A 16,847-nucleotide genomic window follows, 5' to 3' on the forward strand; every position below is an offset into this window, starting at 1 on the left:
GGGGGTGGTGTGACAGTCGAGCGCCGCCGTCGGTCACGGGGCAAGGCTGTCCAGCGGAACGTGCGGGTCGGCAAGTGCCTCGGTGTCCACCTGGGCCCGGGACCGGATCAACCGTTGGATCGGCTCCGTGACGTCCCACACATTCACGTTCATCCCGGCCAGCACCCGCCGGTCCTTCACCCAGAACGCGATGAACTGCCGCTTGCCCGCGTCTCCCCTGATCACCACCTGGTCGTACGACCCCGGAGGCGCCCACCCCGAGTACTCCATCCCCACGTCGTACTGATCGGAGAAGAAGTACGGCACCCGGTCGTAGGTCACGTCGCGCCCCAGCATCGAGCGCGCCGCCGCCGGTCCGCCGTTCAGCGCGTTGGCCCAGTGCTCGACGCGCAGCCGGGTGCCGAAGAGCGTGTGATGGAAGGCTGCCACGTCACCGGCCGCGTAGATGTTGGGGTCGGAGGTGCGCAGCCGCTCGTCGACCGCGATGCCGCCGCCGTGCGCGCGGTCGGCGAGGGTGAGGCCCGCGGCCTCGCCGAGGGCGGTGCGCGGGGCCGCCCCGATGGCCGCCAGGACGTCGTGGGCGGGGTGCTCCTCGCCGTCGTCCGTACGCGCGGCGAGCACCATGCCGTCCTGGCCGACGATCTCGGTGAGCCGGCGGCCGAAGTGGAAGCGGACGCCGTGCTCGCGGTGCAGTTCGGCGAAGACCTGGCCGAGCTCGGGGCCGAGGACCGCGTGCAGCGGGGTCGGCTCGGGCTCGACGACGGTGACCTCGGCGCCGTACTCGCGGGCCGCCGCCGCGACCTCCAGGCCGATCCAGCCGGCGCCCGCGATCACGATGTGCCCGTTGTCACGGCCGAGGGCGCTGAGGACGCCCTTCAGCCGCTCGGCGTGCGCGAGGCGGCGCAGGTGGTGGACGCCAGCGAGATCGGTGCCCGGGATGTCGAGCCGGCGCGGCTCCGCACCCGTCGCGAGGAGCAGCTTGTCGTAGTGGACGAGGGTGCCGTCGTCACCGAAGCGGACGGTCTTCGCGCCGCGGTCGATGGCGTCTACGGTCTGGCCGAGGTGCAGCTCGATGTCGTTCTGCGCGTACCACGCGGGTTCGTGCACGAAGACGCTGTCGCGCTCCTCCTTGCCGAGGAGATAGCCCTTGGACAGCGGAGGGCGTTCGTAGGGGTGGTCGCGTTCGTCGCAGATCAGTATGACGCGGCCGGTGAAGCCCTCCGCTCGGAGCGTCTCGGCCGCCTTCGCGCCGGCGAGACCTCCCCCGACGATGACGAATGTCTGATCCGCGTCGACCACTTGATGCCTCCTCGTAAGGATGTCGCCACATGCGAGCGTCCCGCACAGAGCGTGATGCGGGAAGAGGGAGTGGCCCGATCAGGCCACGCAGGGTCACACTCCTCCGCTCCCATAGGAACCCGTGGTGAGCCTGAGGTGCAGGGAACGCGCCGAGGCATCGGTGAGCGAAGCGATCTGGTCGACGATCACGCGCTTGCGGGCGCGGTCGTCGATCGCGTCGTCGAACAGCGCCCGGAACTGCGGATCCAGGCCGTCGGGCGCGCGGGCCGTGAGCGCCTTCGCCAGTTCGGCGACGACGATCCGCTGGTCGGCACGGAGCCGCTCCTGCTCGGCGCGCTGCATGACGTACCGGTCGGCGACGGCTTTGAGAACGGCGCACTCGTGGCGCGCACCGCGCGGGACGACCAGCTCCGCCGCGTACCGCGTGAGCCGTCCGCTGCCGTACGTCGCACGCGTGGCGCCCTCAGCCGCCAGGCAGAAACGACCGATGAGCTGGCTGGTGGCGTCCTTCAACCGGGCCTGTGCGACGGCCGATCCGTCGTACCCGTGCGGCCACCACTCCTGGTCCAGGAGCCGGTCGAGGGCTTCGGACAGCTCGGCGTGATCCGTGTCCGCGGGCACGTACCGCCCGATGGCCACCGCGAAGATCTCCTGCCGTTCGGGCTCCGCGTGCAGGCAGTTGGGGTCGATGTGGCCCGCGTGCAGACCGTCCTCGACGTCGTGCACCGAGTACGCCACGTCGTCCGACCAGTCCATGACCTGGGCCTCGAAGCACGTACGGGTGCCGGGGGCGCCCTTGCGGACCCAGTCGAAGACCGGCCGGTCGTCCTCGTAGACCCCGAATTTCGGTGACTTGGGGTCGGTGGGGTGGGCGCCGCGCGGCCAGGGGTACTTGGTGGCGGCGTCGAGGGCGGCGCGGGTGAGGTTGAGCCCGACGCTGACCAGTTCTCCCGACTCCTCGCTGCGGACGAAGCGCTTGGGCTCGATACGGGTGAGCAGCCGCAGGGACTGGGCGTTGCCCTCGAAGCCTCCGCAGTCCTCCGCGAACTCGTTCAACGCCTGTTCGCCGTTGTGCCCGAAGGGCGGGTGCCCGAGGTCGTGGGAGAGGCAGGCCGCCTCGACCAGGTCGGGGTCGCAGCCGAGGGCCGCGCCCAGTTCTCGGCCGACCTGGGCGCACTCCAGGGAGTGGGTCAGACGCGTACGCGGGCTGGCGTCCCAGACCTGGCTCCGGGTGCCCGGGGTGACGACCTGGGTCTTGCCCGCGAGGCGTCGCAGGGCGGCGGAGTGCAGCACGCGCGCGCGGTCGCGCTGGAAGGCGGTGCGGCCGGGGCGTTTGTCGGGCTCGACGGCCCAGCGCTCCAGGGCCGCTTCGCCGTACGCGCACTGCGTGGCATGGTCTCCGTACGCCTCCGGGGCGGTGCTTTCCATGCCACGACAGTAAACGCAGGCATTGACTCCTCCCCTTCTATGACGAGGGGGATTCCTGGTTCATGCCGCTCGATCGCCCGGCGGACGAGTCTTGCACAATCAGCACCAGCCGGGTTGAGACCAGCCCGGTTGAAGCTCTATGGGTACAGCCCGCCGACAACGGATTGCGCGCTTGGTTCTCGCTACGCACAACCGTGAGGCGACGCAAGTTACCCACTCCTCTCATGCCGTAGCCAACTCGCGCGCAGCGGGCTCGGGGGTCGCGACGGCCTGGTCGTAGCGGTGCAGCACGAGGCGGGCCATCGCCGGGTGGTCGCCCAGCGGATCGGCGGCGATCCAGGGAGCGGCCGCGGCGCACTGGGTGGCGAAGCGGCCGGGGGCGGTGAAGTAGGAGGCGACCGCGACCCGGTGGCGGCCGCGGGCGGCGAGTGCGCGCAGAGCCGCGGGGACGGTGGGCGCGGCGGCGGACGCGTACGCGGGGACGACCGGAACGCCGAGGCGTTCGGCGAGCAGCTGGGCGGTGCGGCGGGTGTCCACGGCCGCGTCGGGGTCGCGAGAACCGGCGGCCGCGAGCACGACTCCGCTCGCGCGGCGGGAGCTGTCGGTCATTCTGGTGCGCCATCCGGCCTCGACGAGCCGCGCGTACAGCGTCTCCACGAGCAGCGGGTGCGGGCCGAGCGGGGCGGCGACGCGGGTGCGCACGTCGGGCGCGGCGGCCGCGGCATCGGGGATGTCGTGCTTGACGTGGTAGCCGCGGCTGAGCAGCAGCGGCACGAGGACGGCGTCCTCCTTGCCGCCGAGGGAGGCGAGCGTGTCGGTCAGCAGTGGCTCGTTCAGCTCGATGTGGCCCAGGTGCACGGACAGGTGCGGGCGCAGCTCGCGGATCCGCTCGATCAGTGTGCGTATGGTGCTCAGCGCGCGCGGGTCGCGGCTGCCGTGCCCCACCAGGACGAGCGCGGGCGGCGCCGGGCGGCGGGTGCCGTCGAGCGAGACGAGGCTGAGCTGACTGCCGAGCTGGCTGGTGATCCGGTTCATGAGTTGCGCCGTACTGTCGAGGTGACTGTCTGGGTGGGCACCACGCGGCGGCCGGCCGCCGGGGCGGTGGGGGGACTCGTCGCGAGGAGGGTTCGACGCCGTCATGGAGCGATCCTGGCGGCAGGAGGTTGCCGGGCCGTTGCGCGGGCATGACGGGTGTTTTCCAGGGGTTCACGATGGGATGCACGGGGTGTGTGAGCCTTCGTGACCTGCGGGGATACTTCCGCGAGTGAATCTGGTCACTCTCATGGCCGCGAACCGGACCGCCGCGCGCCGCGTCCTCCATGGGCGAGGCCACCTGGGGAGGGGACCGTACCGATGCGCCGTCCGAAGCTGCGTACGTTGCTGAAACCGCGCAGGCTGCGCATGCCACGGCTGCCGCGCACGCGTACCGGACAGCGGCGGGCCGTGCAGGGGATCATGCTGCTCTGCGTCCTGGCACTGCTGCCCGCGACCTGGATGTACGTGGTGACGGGCGACCGGCTGCGTACGACGGCGGACGCCCCGCGCACCGAGGTCGCGGTGGTCTTCGGCGCCGGCCTGTGGGACGGCGAGCCGTCGCCGTACCTCGCCCACCGCCTCGACGCGGCGGCGAAGCTGTACCGGGCGGGCCGGATCGAGGTGGTCCTCGTCACCGGCGACAACAGCCGCGAGGACTACGACGAGCCGGACGCGATGCGGGCGTATCTGGCCAAGCGGGGCGTACCGGACAAGCGGATCGTCAGCGACTACGCCGGTTTCGACACCTGGGACTCGTGCGTCCGTGCGAAGAAGATCTTCGGCGTCGACCGGGCCGTGCTGATCAGCCAGGGCTTCCACATCCGCCGCGCCGTCGCGCTGTGCCAGGCGGCGGGTGTCTCGTCGTACGGCATCGGTGTCGACGCGAAGCATGACGTCACCTGGTACTACGGGGGCACCCGGGAGATCCTCGCCGCGGGGAAGGCTGCCCTGGACGCGGTGTTCAAGCCGGATCCGCGGTTCCTGGGGCCGAAGGAGTCGGGGGTTGCTCGGGCGTTGGGGGCGGGGCGATAGGGGGTCGCCGCGTGGGATTTCACCCCCTCGGTCCTTACCCGTCCCGTACCTGGGGGGCTCCGCCCCCCAGAGCCCCCGTATCGCGCTTCGCACTCGTCCTCAAACGCCGGACGGGCCAAAAGTCTCCCTCACGGCGAGTCGTGCCCGGCCGGGAGGTCACCGTCCCGGCCGTGTAACGTGCCCCGCCCCTGCGTGTAACACGCCCGACGCACGCTGAGGTGTATGAACACCACCGCGACGCCCACCCACTGCCCGTACTGCGCCCTGCAGTGCGGGATGAATCTGACGCCGGCGCCCGGCGGGGGCGTCGAGGTGAGCGAGCGCGCGGACTTTCCGGTGAACCGGGGCGCGCTGTGCGGCAAGGGCCGTACGGCGCCCGAGCTGCTCTCGTCCCGGGTGCGGCTGACCTCCCCGCTGGTCCGCAACGCGGGCGTTCTGGAGCCCGCGACCTGGGGCGAGGCACTCGACCGGATCATCGAGGGGCTGTCCCGCACGCGCATGGAGCATGGCCCGGACGCGTGCGGGGTGTTCGGCGGGGGCGGACTGACCAACGAGAAGGCGTACGCGCTCGGGAAGTTCGCCCGCGTCGTCCTCGGCACCTCGCAGATCGACTACAACGGCCGCTTCTGCATGTCGTCCGCGGCGGCGGCCGGCATCAAGGCCTTCGGCCTCGACCGGGGGCTGCCCTTCCCGCTGGAGGACATCCCGCGGACCGGCTGTGTGATCCTCGTCGGCTCCAACCTCGCCGAGACGATGCCGCCCGCGCTGCGCTACCTCACCGAGCTCAAGGAGAACGGCGGCACGCTGATCGTCGTCGACCCGCGCCGCACCCGTACGGCCGAGCAGGCGGACCTGCATCTGGCACCGCGCCCGGGTACGGACCTGGCGCTCGCGCTGGGACTGCTTCACCTGATCGTCGCCGAGGGGCGTACGGACGAGGAGTACATCCAGGCCCGTACGAGCGGCTGGGAGGAGGCGCGGTCGGCGGCCATGGCGCACTGGCCGGAGTACGTGGAGCGGATCACGGGGGTGTCCGTTCCACAACTCCGGGAAGCCGTACGGCTGTTCTGCGAGCCGGAGGCCGCCATGGTGCTCACCGCGCGCGGGCCCGAGCAGCAGTCCAAGGGCACGGACACCGTGGGCGCGTGGATCAACCTGTGTCTGGCGACGGGCCGTTCGGGCCGTCCGCTGTCCGGGTACGGCTGCCTCACCGGGCAGGGCAACGGGCAGGGCGGGCGCGAACACGGACAGAAGGCCGACCAGTTGCCCGGCTACCGCAAGCTGACGGATCCGGCGGCGCGGCGCCACGTTGCCGAGGTGTGGGGAGTCGACCCGGACTCGCTGCCGGGGCCCGGGCGGAGCGCGTACGAACTCCTCGACGCGATGGGGACGGACATCCGCTCACTGCTGTTGATGGGCTCGAACCCGGTGGTGTCCGCGCCGCGCGCCGCGCACATCGAGCAGCGCCTGAAGTCCCTGGACTTCCTGGCGGTCGCGGACGTCGTCCTCTCCGAGACGGCCGCCCTCGCGGACGTCGTCCTGCCGGTGACGCAATGGGCCGAGGAGACCGGCACGACGACGAACCTGGAGGGCCGGGTGCTGCTGCGCCGCCAGGCGATCACCCCTCCCGACGGCGTACGCAGCGACCTGCACGTCCTGCACGAACTCGCCGCCCGACTGGATGTGGAGAAGGGCTTCCCGACGGACCCGCAGGAGGTCTTCGACGAGCTGCGCAGGGCGAGCGCGGGCGGGGCGGCGGACTACTCGGGGATCACCTACCGGCGGCTCGCGGAGGAGGGCGGGGTGTTCTGGCCGTGCCCGGCGCCGGCCGGCGCGGAGGGCCCCGGTGACTGCGAGGACGCCTCACTGGACGTGCTCCCGGACGACCCGGCCGAGGACACCTCGCCGGGGCTCCTCCCGGACGACCCGGCCGAGGACGACATCCCGGGCGGCGCCCACCCGGGCACACCCCGCCTCTTCCTCGATCGTTTCGCCACCGAGGACGGCCGGGCGTGCTTCGTACCGGTGTCCCATCGGCCGGCGGCCGAGGAACCGGACGACGAATACCCGCTCCTGCTGACCACCGGCCGAGTGGTCGCGCAGTACCAGTCGGGTGCGCAGACCCGGCGGGTCGACGAGCTGAACGCCGCGGCGCCCGGGCCCTTCGTGGAGATGCATCCACGGCTGGCCGAGCGGCTCGGGGCGGCGGACGGGGACACAGTGGCGGTGGTGTCACGGCGCGGCCGGGCCGTCGCACCGGCCCGGGTCACGACCGCCATCCGCCCCGACACCGTGTTCATGCCCTTCCACTGGCCGGGCGAGGGCCGGGCCAACACCCTGACCAACCCGGCCCTCGACCCGATCTCGCGGATGCCGGAGTTCAAGACCTGCGCGGTGCGGGTGGAGTCGGTGAAGTAGGGGCATCGGTCGGGCAGTTGGCATCCCGGGCACGCGGCGGCGCCGTGCGGCGGGAGCCGCACGGCGCGGGGGGATCGCACGGCTCAGGAGTCCGGCTACCGCTGGGGGCATTCGGGGCTCACCGCCGACTTCGACCTCGACGGTGACACGCCCAGACTGGTCCGGCTCGCACGTCCCTCGGCTCCGCCCTGCCGGCCGGTCCACCTCTCCGGCCACCTGGATCGCATGACGCCTGATCAGCTCGCCCTGGTGCGCGACGCGATGGCCACGTACAAGTCGATACGGGCCGATCTGGCACACAGCTACGACGACGGCGACGATCGCCACTCCCCGCCCTCGATGAGCTTGCCCCGGCCCCGCAACCGCGCGGCGACGCCGGGCGCGGCCACGTACACCCAGGCCCGTACGACAGTCCCGTCCGCGCGGGTCACGTCGCGCGCCACGCGCTCGTACAGGTTGCGGGAGTCACCCGGCACGCACTCCTCCAGCCGATCGAGCGCGGCGAGCAACTCCCCGTACACCTCGGGCAACGCGGTGACCACCTCCCCGCACACGACACCCCCGGGCTCCTCCACGGCGTACGGATACCCGGGCCCGTCGTAGAGCACGACCCCGCGCATGCGTCCCGGCTCCTCGGATTCCGTACGCCCGCGCAGGAACAGGTCGTGGTTGTGCTCGCCGGGACGCAGGGTGCCGTAGACGAAGAAGGGCAGTTCCACCTCGTTCAAGAAGCGTTCTCCTCCTCCAGCCGGCGCGGACGGTCCGCGCTCCCCCGGCCGACCGGCGTCGCGACGATCTCAGGGCTGTCGTAGTCGTGCGCTCCGCGCAGAGACGCCTCCAGCGCGTCGTACCGGGCGCCCGTCGTCTTGAACAGCACCTGCCACTCGGCGGTGGTCTCGACGGCATCGGTCGTGGTCAGCGCGGTCGGCCAGTCGTCCGTGACCATGATCGGCCTCCCTTCCGAGTTCTTGCCGAGGCCCCGTCGGAGCTCTTTGCAGAAACGATTCGTGCCCCTCTCCACACCCTCACACATCCACACACATCCGCCAGTGCGCTCTCTGGACATGGCATGTCATGGACCTTTAAATCTGAGTCAACTTCAGCGCCGCCCCCACGCGCCCCGAGGCGCCTTCCCTAGGAGACCGATGAGTCGGATACGACACATCCGAGGTTCCCGTCTGGCCACCGCCGGCGTAGCCGCGACCACCGCCACGCTGCTGGCCACCGCGCTCGCCCCCACGGCGAGCGCGGACAGCAGGCCGAGCCGGGCCACCGCGATCAGCAACGCCGTATCGGCGCTGACCGCCCAGGCCGCGCGTCTGGGCCTCACCTCGGCCCAGGGCACCAGCGTCCGCGACGTGGTCGTCGACGCGGACGGCAGCCAGCATGTGCGCTACGACCGGACGTACCATCAACTCCCGGTACTGGGCGGCGACTTCGTTCTCCATCTCGCGCCGAACGGCTCGTACCGCAGCGCGAGCCGGGCCACGGAGCGCAACATCTCCGTACCGACCATCACCCCTGCCGTACAGGCCCCGCAGGCCGCCGATCTGGCCGCGAACGCGCTGCGTGCCGCGAACGCCGGCGAGCTGCTGCGCAAGGTGACGGCCAAGCCCCAGCTCGTCGTCGACGCCCTGCACGGCGCGCCCAAGCTGGCCTGGCGCACTGACGTGGCGGGACAGGACTCACTGGGCAACCCGGTGGCCCGCACGGTGCTGACCGACGCCCGCACCGGCCGGCAGATCGACGCGTGGGACAACATCGAGACCGCGAGCGGCGACGGAAAGTCCCTGTACAGCGGAACGGTCCCGCTGCAGACGACGCTCTCCGGATCGACGTACCAGCTCAAGGACCCGACGCGCGGCAACACCTACACGGGCGACGCCGAAAACAAGACGGACCTCTGCATCCTGACGGTCTGCATCAGCCGCGCCCCCGCGACCCTCTTCACCGACGCGGACAACCACTGGGGCACCGGCACGACGGCCGACCGTTCCTCGGCCGCGGTCGACGCGCAGTACGGCACCAACGAGACCTGGGACTACTACAAGAGCGTCCACGGCCGCAACGGCATCGCGGGCGACGGCAAGGGCTCGTACAACCGCGTGCACTACGGCACCAACTACAACAACGCCTTCTGGGACGACACCTGCTTCTGCATGACGTACGGGGACGGTGACGGGACGACGTTCGGCCCGCTCGTCGCGCTGGACGTGGCGGGGCACGAGATGTCGCACGGCGTCACGTCGAAGACGGCGGCGCTGACGTACTCGGGCGAGTCCGGCGGGCTCAACGAGGCGACCTCGGACATCTTCGGCACGATGGTGGAGTGGTACGCGAACAACTCCTCCGACCTCGGTGACTACCTCATCGGCGAGAAGATCGTCCGCCCGGGCTTCGGCAAGACGGCCCTGCGCTACATGGACAAGCCGTCGAAGGACGGCAACTCCGCCGACTGCTGGAGCAGTTCGGTGGGGAACCTGGACGTGCACTACTCCTCGGGCGTGGCCAACCACTTCGCGTACCTGCTGTCGGAGGGCAGCGGCGCGAAGACCATCAACGGCGTCAGCTACAACTCGCCGACGTGCAACGGCTCGACGGTGACGGGCATCGGCCGGGACAAGGTCGGCAAGATCTGGTATCGCGCGCTGACGGTCTACATGACGTCCTCGACCAACTACGCGGGTGCCCGCACGGCCACCCTGAACGCGGCGAAGGACCTGTACGGGGCCGGCAGTGCGGAGTACAACGCGGTGGCGGCTGCCTGGTCGGCGGTGGCGGTGAGCTGATCGGCACGCCCGGCGGTGGGCCCTCGCCCATGGGCAGGCGCCGATAGGATCGCCTGTCCATGGGCGCGAACGCAGGAAACGAGACGACCCCCGTCCCGGCGGGGCGGGTGACGATGGTCACCGTCCCGGCGGGGCGGGTGACGCTGTCGGACCGGCGGACCCGGCGGAGTTGGCCGGTCGAGGTCGCGCCCTACGAGCTGGCGGCGTTCCCGGTCACGCAGGAGCTGTACGCGGCGATCACGGGTCTGTGGCCGAGTGCCGCCCGTGGGGAGCGGTTGCCCGTCGAGAGCGTTTCGTGGTGGGACGCGGTCCGGTTCTGCAACGCGCTGTCCGAGCGCGACGGGTTCGCGCCCGCCTACCGCATCCGCGGTGATGGCGAGCTGGTCGAGTGGACGGCGTCCGCCGACGGGTACCGGCTGCCGACCGAGGCCGAGTGGGAACACGCCTGCCGTGCCGGGACGACGGGACCGCGGTACGGGCCGCTCGACGAGATCGCCTGGTACCGCGACAACTCGCACGAGACGATCCACCAGGTGGGCACCAAGCGGCCCAACCTCTGGGGCCTGCACGACATGATCGGCAACGCCTGGGACTGGTGCTGGGACCTCTACGACCCCGAGGTCTACGGCAGTTACCGCGTGCTGCGCGGCGGCGGCTGGTTCGACGAACACTGGAGCTGCCGAGCCTCCGCGCGCCGCCGCAGCCATCCGACGTTCCGGGTCGACGACGTGGGGTTCCGGTTGGCACGGTCGCCCGTGCGCTGAATGAAGGTGCCGCGGAGGCCGCCTCGCGAACGGGTTCTGGGGCGGAGCCCCAGGTACGGGACGGGCAGGGGCCGACGGCGCGAAAACCCTCCCCGTTACCCCCCGTACGGCCTCCTCCCCTTCGCCTCCCTCAACGCCCGTGCCCACCATCCCAGCTGATCCAGCATCACCTTCGCGGCGGCCGCAGGAGCCGCAGGATCGCGTGGCTGCCCCTCCGCGTCGAACGCGGCACCCGCGCCATGGAAGGACACCGTGTCCCGCACGGTCACGGCGTGAAGTTCCGCGAAGACCTGGCGAAGGTGTTCGACGGCGCGGAGGCCTCCGGAGACGCCGCCGTACGAGACGAGCGCGACGGGCTTGGCGCGCCACTCGGCGTAGTGCCAGTCGATGAGGTTCTTGAGGCCGGCGGGGAAGGAGTGGTTGTACTCGGGGGTGAGGACGACGAAGGCGTCGGCGCCGGCGAGGGCGGGCGTGACCTTCGCGAGCTCGGCGGCAACCGAGGGGGACGGGGAGTGCGAGAGGGCCGTCGGGAGCTGGAGGCAGGCGACGTCGACGACCTCGGGGGCGAAGTCGTCGCGTTCGCGGATCCGGGCCAGCAGCCAGTCGGCGACGACGGGCCCGAAGCGGCCCTCTCGGTTGCTGCCGATGACTACGGCGACCCGCACGGGGGTCTCCGACGTCTGGACGGGGACGGTGGAATCGGCTGTGGCTGTCTTCATGAGGCACAGCCTCATACCTCAAGCTTCATTGAGGTCAAGTGGTACAGGCTTCACGCCGTACGGGCCACAAGCCGCACAAGCTTCAAGCCACACTGGTCCCCACTGGGCCTCCACATCGACCCCCGACCCCGACCCCGACCCCGACCCCGACTCGGAAGCGTCCCTGAACGCCCACCCCAGTCACCCGTTCACACCCCCACCCCCCACCCTTCGGGTTCTCTTCCGCAGTACACCCGCCGCATGCCAGTGACCTGCTGAAATGCCACCGACCCGCCCCCTTCCGAGCGCCCACCTGACACCCATTCACATCATTTCTGACGCCCCCTCAGCAAGCGAACGCGGCCATGTGCCACTTACCTCGGAAGGGCAGGGGCACGACCGACACAGCGGCACTTGGGGGTGTCGCGGGCCGTGCCCCCTCGGAGGTGCAAGCACGATGCGACGTACCGCCCGTCTGCTGACCGGTACCGCGCTCGCCGTCGCCGCCGCGGGCGTCGCCACCGCGCCCGCGTACGGCGGGGACGCGAGCCGCCTGGAGGTGTTCCCCTCCAGCGTCATCCCGGGCTCGGCAGTCACCGTCAACACGGCGGCGTGCGGCGCGGACGCGGCGACGGGCGACGCCAGCGCGGTGGGCGCGGGCGCCTTCGCCCTCGCCCCGAGCGCGCACGAGCACGACGTGATCGGCCAGTTCCAGGTGCCGCCGAGTGCGCAGCCGGGGACGTACGAGATCGTCGCGAGGTGCGGCGGAAGGAAGGTGACGGGGGACCTGATGGTGACCCTGACGTCCACGCGCGAACAGATCCAACCGCGTGGACATGTGAATACGGGGGTCGGCGGCGCACTGGGCCCCGATCCCGTGCAGACCGCGGCGGGAGTGGCGGCCTTGGCCGTCGCCGCCGCGGGCGGTACCTGGCTCCTGCATCGCCGGGCGAGAGGCGACGGGATCTGACGGACACCCTCCGCTGTCCGTCCACCGGTACCGCCGTCCCCTCCCCCTCCGTGGCCCGACGCCCCTCGCGGCCCGGAGGGGGAACGGGGCTCAGAGAGGAGCAGCAGAGAGGAGGCTCACGTGCGGCGTTTCAACAGGACCGGCAAGGTTTACGAGATCGGCAGGATCCGAGCGGCCGGTCACGCCGGCAACATCGCCATAGCGTCCGTCACCATGGTCGCACTCTGCTCCGGCGCCTGGCTGCTGCGCAGCGGCGCCGAGACCCACGCGCCGCCCCAGCCGTCCGCCGCGCAGGCCGCGGCGCCCGACACCCGTGACCGTCCCTCCGGGGCGCCCGCGCTGCCGCACTCCCCGCCCGAACGCATCCGCATCCCCTCGATCCGGGTGGACGCCCCGCTGATGGGCCTCGGCCTCACCCCGCAGGGCAGCCTGGACGTCCCGCCCCCCGAGGAGAAGAACCTGGCCGGCTGGTACGAGGCCGGCACCACCCCCGGCGAGCAAGGCACCGCCATCGTCGCCGGACACGTCGACAACGCCGAGGGCCCGGCCGTCTTCTACGACCTCGGCGCCGTCAAGAAGGGCAGTGCCATCGAGGTGGCGCGCCGCGACGGCGGCACGGCCGTCTTCACCGTCGACGCCGTCGAGGTGTACCAGGCCCGCGACTTCCCCGACGAGAAGGTGTACGGCGCCGCGCCCCGCCCCGAACTCCGCGTCATCACCTGCGGCGGCGGCTACTCGAAGACGACGGGGTACGAGGGGAATGTGGTCGTCTTCGCCCATCTGACGGGGAGCCGCCCCGGAGCAGCCTGAGGGGCCGGCTGACCAGCAGTGCGCCTTCACCGCGACAGCGGCCCAACCTGCCGTCCGCCGTGCAGCCTTCGGCGACGCCTGGAACGCCGGCTCACGCTGAAGCAGTGACGCCCCGCCACCGCACTACGCGATCCACTGCTGATACGCCAGATTCGCCACCAGCGCGAACACCACCGTCAGCAGCACCACCCGTACGAATCCACTGCCCTTCTTGAGCGCGGTGTGCGCCCCCACCGTGCCGCCCACCAGATTGAAGACGGCCATCAGGGCGGCCAACTGCCAGTGCACCGTGCCCTTCCAGGCGAAGGTCGCGAGGGCGCCCGCGTTGGTGCAGCAGTTGACGATCTTGGCGGTGGCGGAGGCGGTCACCAGGTCGAGGTGGAGGAGCGCGGAGAGGGCGAGCACGAGGAAGGTACCCGTGCCGGGTCCGATCAGCCCGTCGTAGAAGCCGATGCCGAGGCCCGCGAGCCCGATCGCGGCGAGGACACGGCGCGGGGAGACCGCGGTGGTCGAGGGCGCCCTGCCGAAGGCGGGCTTGAAGATCACGAAGGCGCCGACGCCGACGAGGACGACCATGACGACCGGCTTCAGGACGTCGGTGCTCAGCCCGGCCGCGACGAACGCCCCCGCCGTCGAACCGGCGAGCGCCGCGAGTCCGATCCGCACGGCCAGGCGCACATCGACGGGCGCCTTGCGCGCGTACGTCACCGCCGCGCCCGTCGTGCCGACGATCGCCACCGCCTTGTTCGTACCGAGCGCGTACGCCGCCGGGGTGCCGCTCGGCAGCCCGAGCAACAGCGCGGGGAGCAGAAGCAGCCCGCCGCCGCCCACGACCGCGTCGATCCAGCCGGCTGCCAGGGAGGCGAGGCAGAGGACGGCGACCATGGTCAGCGATATGTCGGGCATGATCGCGACCCTATGGAGGGGATAGATGTGCCGTCCATGAATCTTGGTGAAGCTTGAGGGTCTTCTGAGGTTGAGCCCCGTTCCGCCTGTGCGGTCTCAGTTCACCGTGTCCAGGTAGCGCAGGACCGCCAGTACCCGCCGGTGTCCGGTGTCGGACGGGGGCAGGTCGAGCTTGGTGAAGATGTTGGCGATGTGCTTCTCGACGGCCCGTTCGGAGACGGTGAAGGCCGCGGCGATCGCGTGGTTCGTGCGCCCCTCGGCCATCAGGGCGAGGACCTCGCGCTCGCGGGGCGTGAGCGTGTCGAGCGCGGTGGCGCGGCGGCTCGCGCCGAAGAGCTGGGCGACGACCTCGGGGTCGAGGGCCGTGCCGCCTCCGGCGACGCGTTCCATGGCGTCCACGAACTCGCCGATGTCGACGACGCGTTCCTTGAGGAGGTAGCCGAATCCGGCCGGTTCGCCGAGGAGTTCGGTCGCGTATGTCGTCTCCACGTACTGCGAGAAGATCAGCACCCCGGTGCCGGGGTGGTCCTTGCGCAGTCGTACGGCCGCCCTGACCCCCTCGTCTGTCTGGGTCGGCGGCAGCCGGATGTCTACGACGGCGACGTCCGGGCGGTGCTCGGCCACGGCGGCCAGCAGCGCGTCGGCGTCCCCCACGGCGGCCGCGACCTCCACGCCACGCAGCTGGAGGAGCTGCACCAGCCCGTCCCGCAGCAGGGCGGAGTCCTCGGCGATGACGACGCGCATGCGACCCATGTGACTCTCGTGACCCTCGTGATCAGTACGGCAGCTCGACCGTGACCACCGTAGGCCCTCCTGGCGGGCTGTCGCAGGTGAGCGTGCCGTCGACGGTCCGGGCCCGGGTGACCAGCCCGGTAAGGCCCGAGCCCGCGCCGACCACCGCTCCTCCGCGTCCGTCGTCGCGCACGCCCAGCCGCAGCAGCCCGTCCCGCGCGCTCACCGTCACGGTGGCACCGCTCGCCCCGCTGTGCTTGGTCGCGTTGGCGAGGAGTTCGGCGGCGCAGAAGTACGCGATCGACTCGACCGCCGGGCTCGGGCGGGCCGCGATGTCGGTGCTGACCTCGACAGGCAGGGCGCTGTCGGCGGCGAGCGTGGCCAGGGCGGTGTCCAGGCCCTGGTCCAGTACGGGCGGGTGGATGCCCTTGACGAGATGGCGCAGGTCGGCGATGGCCTGTGTGGCGTTGCCCTGCGCAGTGCCGACGACGGCGAGCAGCTGTTCCGGGGAAGCCCCCGCGCCGATCAGCTCGCGGATCATCGTGAGGTGCATCGCGAGGCCGACCAGCCGGGCCTGTGTGCCGTCGTGCAGGTCGCGTTCGATGCGCCGCAGGGTCGCCGCCGCGTCGTCCACGGCCTGGGCGCGAGTCTCCTCCAGGGCGCGGATGCGGCGCTCGGCGGCATCGGGGCCGAGCAGCACCGTGAGCAGCGCGCGATGCGGGCCGAGCGCGTACCGCAGCAGCCAGGAGGCGGTGCCGAGGAGCAGCAGTCCGAGAGCCACGGGGATCAGCCACCGTGGCCAGGAGTCGACTTGGAACCCGAAGAACTCCAGCGACACACGGCGCTCCGTGCCGTCGCTCGCCCGCTCGGTGTTGTAGTTCCAGTGCTTGAGGAGGGGGTGGAGGGTGAGCAGGACGCCGTACACGTAGCCGATGACGATGGCGGCGTACGCGAAGACGGCGGTGAAGGGTGTCGCCAGCGCGCAGGCGACGGCGCGCCAGCCGCTCCGGTCGCCGAGCAGAGCGCGTCGCCAGCCCAGGATCCCGGCACCCTCACGGCGCGCCGGGTCCTCGATCTCCAGCCCCAGCAGGCGCCGGGCCAGCGCGCGCTGGAGCCTGCCCAGGGCGAGCGCCCCCCGTACGGTGACGGCGATCAGCCACAGTCCCAGCGTGGTCACGGACAGCACGCTGCCGACCAGCAGCCCCACGAGGGTGAGGACGAACCCGAGCAGGGCGAGCGGGAAGGCGATCAGCCCGTAGAGGAGGGCCGCGAGGGCCTGCCGCCCGAAGGGGAAGCGCAGCGTGGCGCGGAGGCGGTTCATGGGATCAACCTAGGAGAGGAGCGCCGCCGCGAGGCGGAGCTGTACGGACGCCATGACCCGGCCGAGCCACGGCATGAGGAGCAGGAAGCCGAGCCCGCCGACGATCGCGTGGAAGGTCCAGGCCCCGGCGAAGGTGGGCCCGCCCCAGGCGTCCGCGTAGTCGGATCCGGCGGCGCGCAGGGGCCAGCCCAGGTTCATCGGCACCAGGGACCAGCCGTAGACCGTGACCGCCAGCACGAGGAGGTTGAGGGGTGCCGCGAGGACCGCGTGGGCCAGACCGCGCGAGGACCCGGGCGGCTCGCTGCCGGGGACGCCCGGGACGCCCAGGAAGCGGCGTACGAGGGCTCGCTGCGGGTGCGCCGTCGCAGCACCCACCAGCGCCGGTGGGACGCAGATCACCCCCACCGGGAAGGCCAGCAGCGCGTACGCGACCCGGCGCCAGGTGTCCGCCGTGAACGGTTCCCGGACGACCCGCCAGACGCGTACGGCGGAGTCGTCGCGGACGGGCGGCGGCTGGGGTTTCCGGGCGATGGCCATGATGTGTCCCCCTGGGCGTGAGCTGGTGGAACCCGATGCCTCAAGGCTTCCGCGCCGGCCCGCCGAGATCGATCGTGCCTGCACGGAAACCGCAGGTTCGGTCAACCC

Annotated in this window: 15 protein-coding genes and 1 pseudogene; 6 read left to right on the forward strand and 10 right to left on the reverse strand. The window is 71.6% G+C overall.

Annotated features, from left to right (window positions below; translation table 11 throughout):
* Positions 1-33: 33 nt before the first annotated feature.
* The 3 genes from ACZ4RZ_RS11310 to ACZ4RZ_RS11320 form a co-directional block, all read right to left on the reverse strand.
* Entirely contained in the window at positions 34-1,299 is a 1,266-nt protein-coding gene (locus ACZ4RZ_RS11310; RefSeq protein ID WP_467743737.1) for an NAD(P)/FAD-dependent oxidoreductase, read from the reverse strand.
* Between the two features lie 93 nt (positions 1,300-1,392).
* The gene (locus tag ACZ4RZ_RS11315) at positions 1,393-2,727 is read right to left on the reverse strand and encodes a deoxyguanosinetriphosphate triphosphohydrolase (protein ID WP_467743738.1); all 1,335 of its coding nucleotides are present in this window, start codon (positions 2,725-2,727) and stop codon (positions 1,393-1,395) included.
* A gap of 222 nt (positions 2,728-2,949) precedes the next feature.
* The gene (locus ACZ4RZ_RS11320; protein ID WP_467743739.1) at positions 2,950-3,867 is read right to left on the reverse strand and encodes a sirohydrochlorin chelatase; all 918 of its coding nucleotides are present in this window, start codon (positions 3,865-3,867) and stop codon (positions 2,950-2,952) included.
* A 213-nt stretch (positions 3,868-4,080) separates the two neighbouring features.
* On the opposite strand from ACZ4RZ_RS11320, the gene ACZ4RZ_RS11325 reads away from it, so the two are divergent.
* Entirely contained in the window at positions 4,081-4,794 is a 714-nt protein-coding gene (locus ACZ4RZ_RS11325) for a SanA/YdcF family protein (RefSeq protein ID WP_467743740.1), read from the forward strand.
* Positions 4,795-5,016: 222 nt separating this feature from the next.
* Positions 5,017-7,212 carry a molybdopterin oxidoreductase family protein gene (locus ACZ4RZ_RS11330; RefSeq protein ID WP_467743741.1) on the forward strand — a complete coding sequence of 732 codons (2,196 nt, stop codon included), beginning with the start codon at positions 5,017-5,019 and terminating at the stop codon, positions 7,210-7,212.
* A gap of 302 nt (positions 7,213-7,514) precedes the next feature.
* Here the strand turns inward: ACZ4RZ_RS11330 and ACZ4RZ_RS11335 are convergent, their stop codons facing one another.
* Positions 7,515-7,931, reverse strand: a complete 417-nt coding sequence (locus ACZ4RZ_RS11335; RefSeq protein ID WP_467744306.1) for a gamma-glutamylcyclotransferase family protein — start codon at positions 7,929-7,931, stop codon at positions 7,515-7,517.
* 5 nt (positions 7,932-7,936) lie between these two features.
* Positions 7,937-8,119 (reverse strand): annotated as a pseudogene (gene cutA, locus ACZ4RZ_RS11340) (divalent cation tolerance protein CutA); the annotation flags it as partial.
* 238 nt (positions 8,120-8,357) lie between these two features.
* On the opposite strand from cutA, the gene ACZ4RZ_RS11345 reads away from it, so the two are divergent.
* The gene (locus ACZ4RZ_RS11345; RefSeq protein WP_467743742.1) at positions 8,358-10,001 is read left to right on the forward strand and encodes a M4 family metallopeptidase; all 1,644 of its coding nucleotides are present in this window, start codon (positions 8,358-8,360) and stop codon (positions 9,999-10,001) included.
* A gap of 113 nt (positions 10,002-10,114) precedes the next feature.
* Positions 10,115-10,765, forward strand: a complete 651-nt coding sequence (locus ACZ4RZ_RS11350) for a formylglycine-generating enzyme family protein (RefSeq protein WP_467744308.1) — start codon at positions 10,115-10,117, stop codon at positions 10,763-10,765.
* A gap of 95 nt (positions 10,766-10,860) precedes the next feature.
* Here ACZ4RZ_RS11350 and ACZ4RZ_RS11355 read toward each other — a convergent pair whose 3' ends face one another.
* Positions 10,861-11,484, reverse strand: coding sequence for an NADPH-dependent FMN reductase (locus tag ACZ4RZ_RS11355; protein WP_467743743.1), 624 nt, complete (start codon positions 11,482-11,484; stop codon positions 10,861-10,863).
* A gap of 436 nt (positions 11,485-11,920) precedes the next feature.
* Here ACZ4RZ_RS11355 and ACZ4RZ_RS11360 point away from each other — a divergent pair, with 436 nt between their 5' ends.
* Both ACZ4RZ_RS11360 and ACZ4RZ_RS11365 read left to right on the forward strand, forming a co-directional pair.
* On the forward strand, positions 11,921-12,433 hold the full coding sequence (locus ACZ4RZ_RS11360; protein ID WP_467743744.1) for a hypothetical protein: 513 nt from the start codon (positions 11,921-11,923) through the stop codon (positions 12,431-12,433).
* Between the two features lie 213 nt (positions 12,434-12,646).
* Positions 12,647-13,243, forward strand: coding sequence for a class F sortase (locus ACZ4RZ_RS11365; protein WP_467744310.1), 597 nt, complete (start codon positions 12,647-12,649; stop codon positions 13,241-13,243).
* Between the two features lie 123 nt (positions 13,244-13,366).
* Here ACZ4RZ_RS11365 and ACZ4RZ_RS11370 read toward each other — a convergent pair whose 3' ends face one another.
* The 4 genes from ACZ4RZ_RS11370 to ACZ4RZ_RS11385 all read right to left on the reverse strand — a co-directional run bounded on the left by ACZ4RZ_RS11370 (position 13,367) and on the right by ACZ4RZ_RS11385 (position 16,739).
* Positions 13,367-14,149: a sulfite exporter TauE/SafE family protein gene (locus tag ACZ4RZ_RS11370; protein ID WP_467743745.1), complete on the reverse strand. Its 783-nt coding sequence runs from the start codon at positions 14,147-14,149 to the stop codon at positions 13,367-13,369.
* 96 nt (positions 14,150-14,245) lie between these two features.
* Entirely contained in the window at positions 14,246-14,893 is a 648-nt protein-coding gene (locus ACZ4RZ_RS11375) for a response regulator (RefSeq protein WP_467743746.1), read from the reverse strand.
* 31 nt (positions 14,894-14,924) lie between these two features.
* A complete protein-coding gene (locus tag ACZ4RZ_RS11380; RefSeq protein WP_467743747.1) occupies positions 14,925-16,202 on the reverse strand; it encodes a sensor histidine kinase in 1,278 nt (425 codons plus the stop codon).
* A 9-nt stretch (positions 16,203-16,211) separates the two neighbouring features.
* Positions 16,212-16,739: a hypothetical protein gene (locus ACZ4RZ_RS11385; RefSeq protein WP_467743748.1), complete on the reverse strand. Its 528-nt coding sequence runs from the start codon at positions 16,737-16,739 to the stop codon at positions 16,212-16,214.
* Positions 16,740-16,847 lie beyond the last annotated feature (108 nt).

The organism is Streptomyces sp. NPDC027189, from assembly GCF_055566975.1.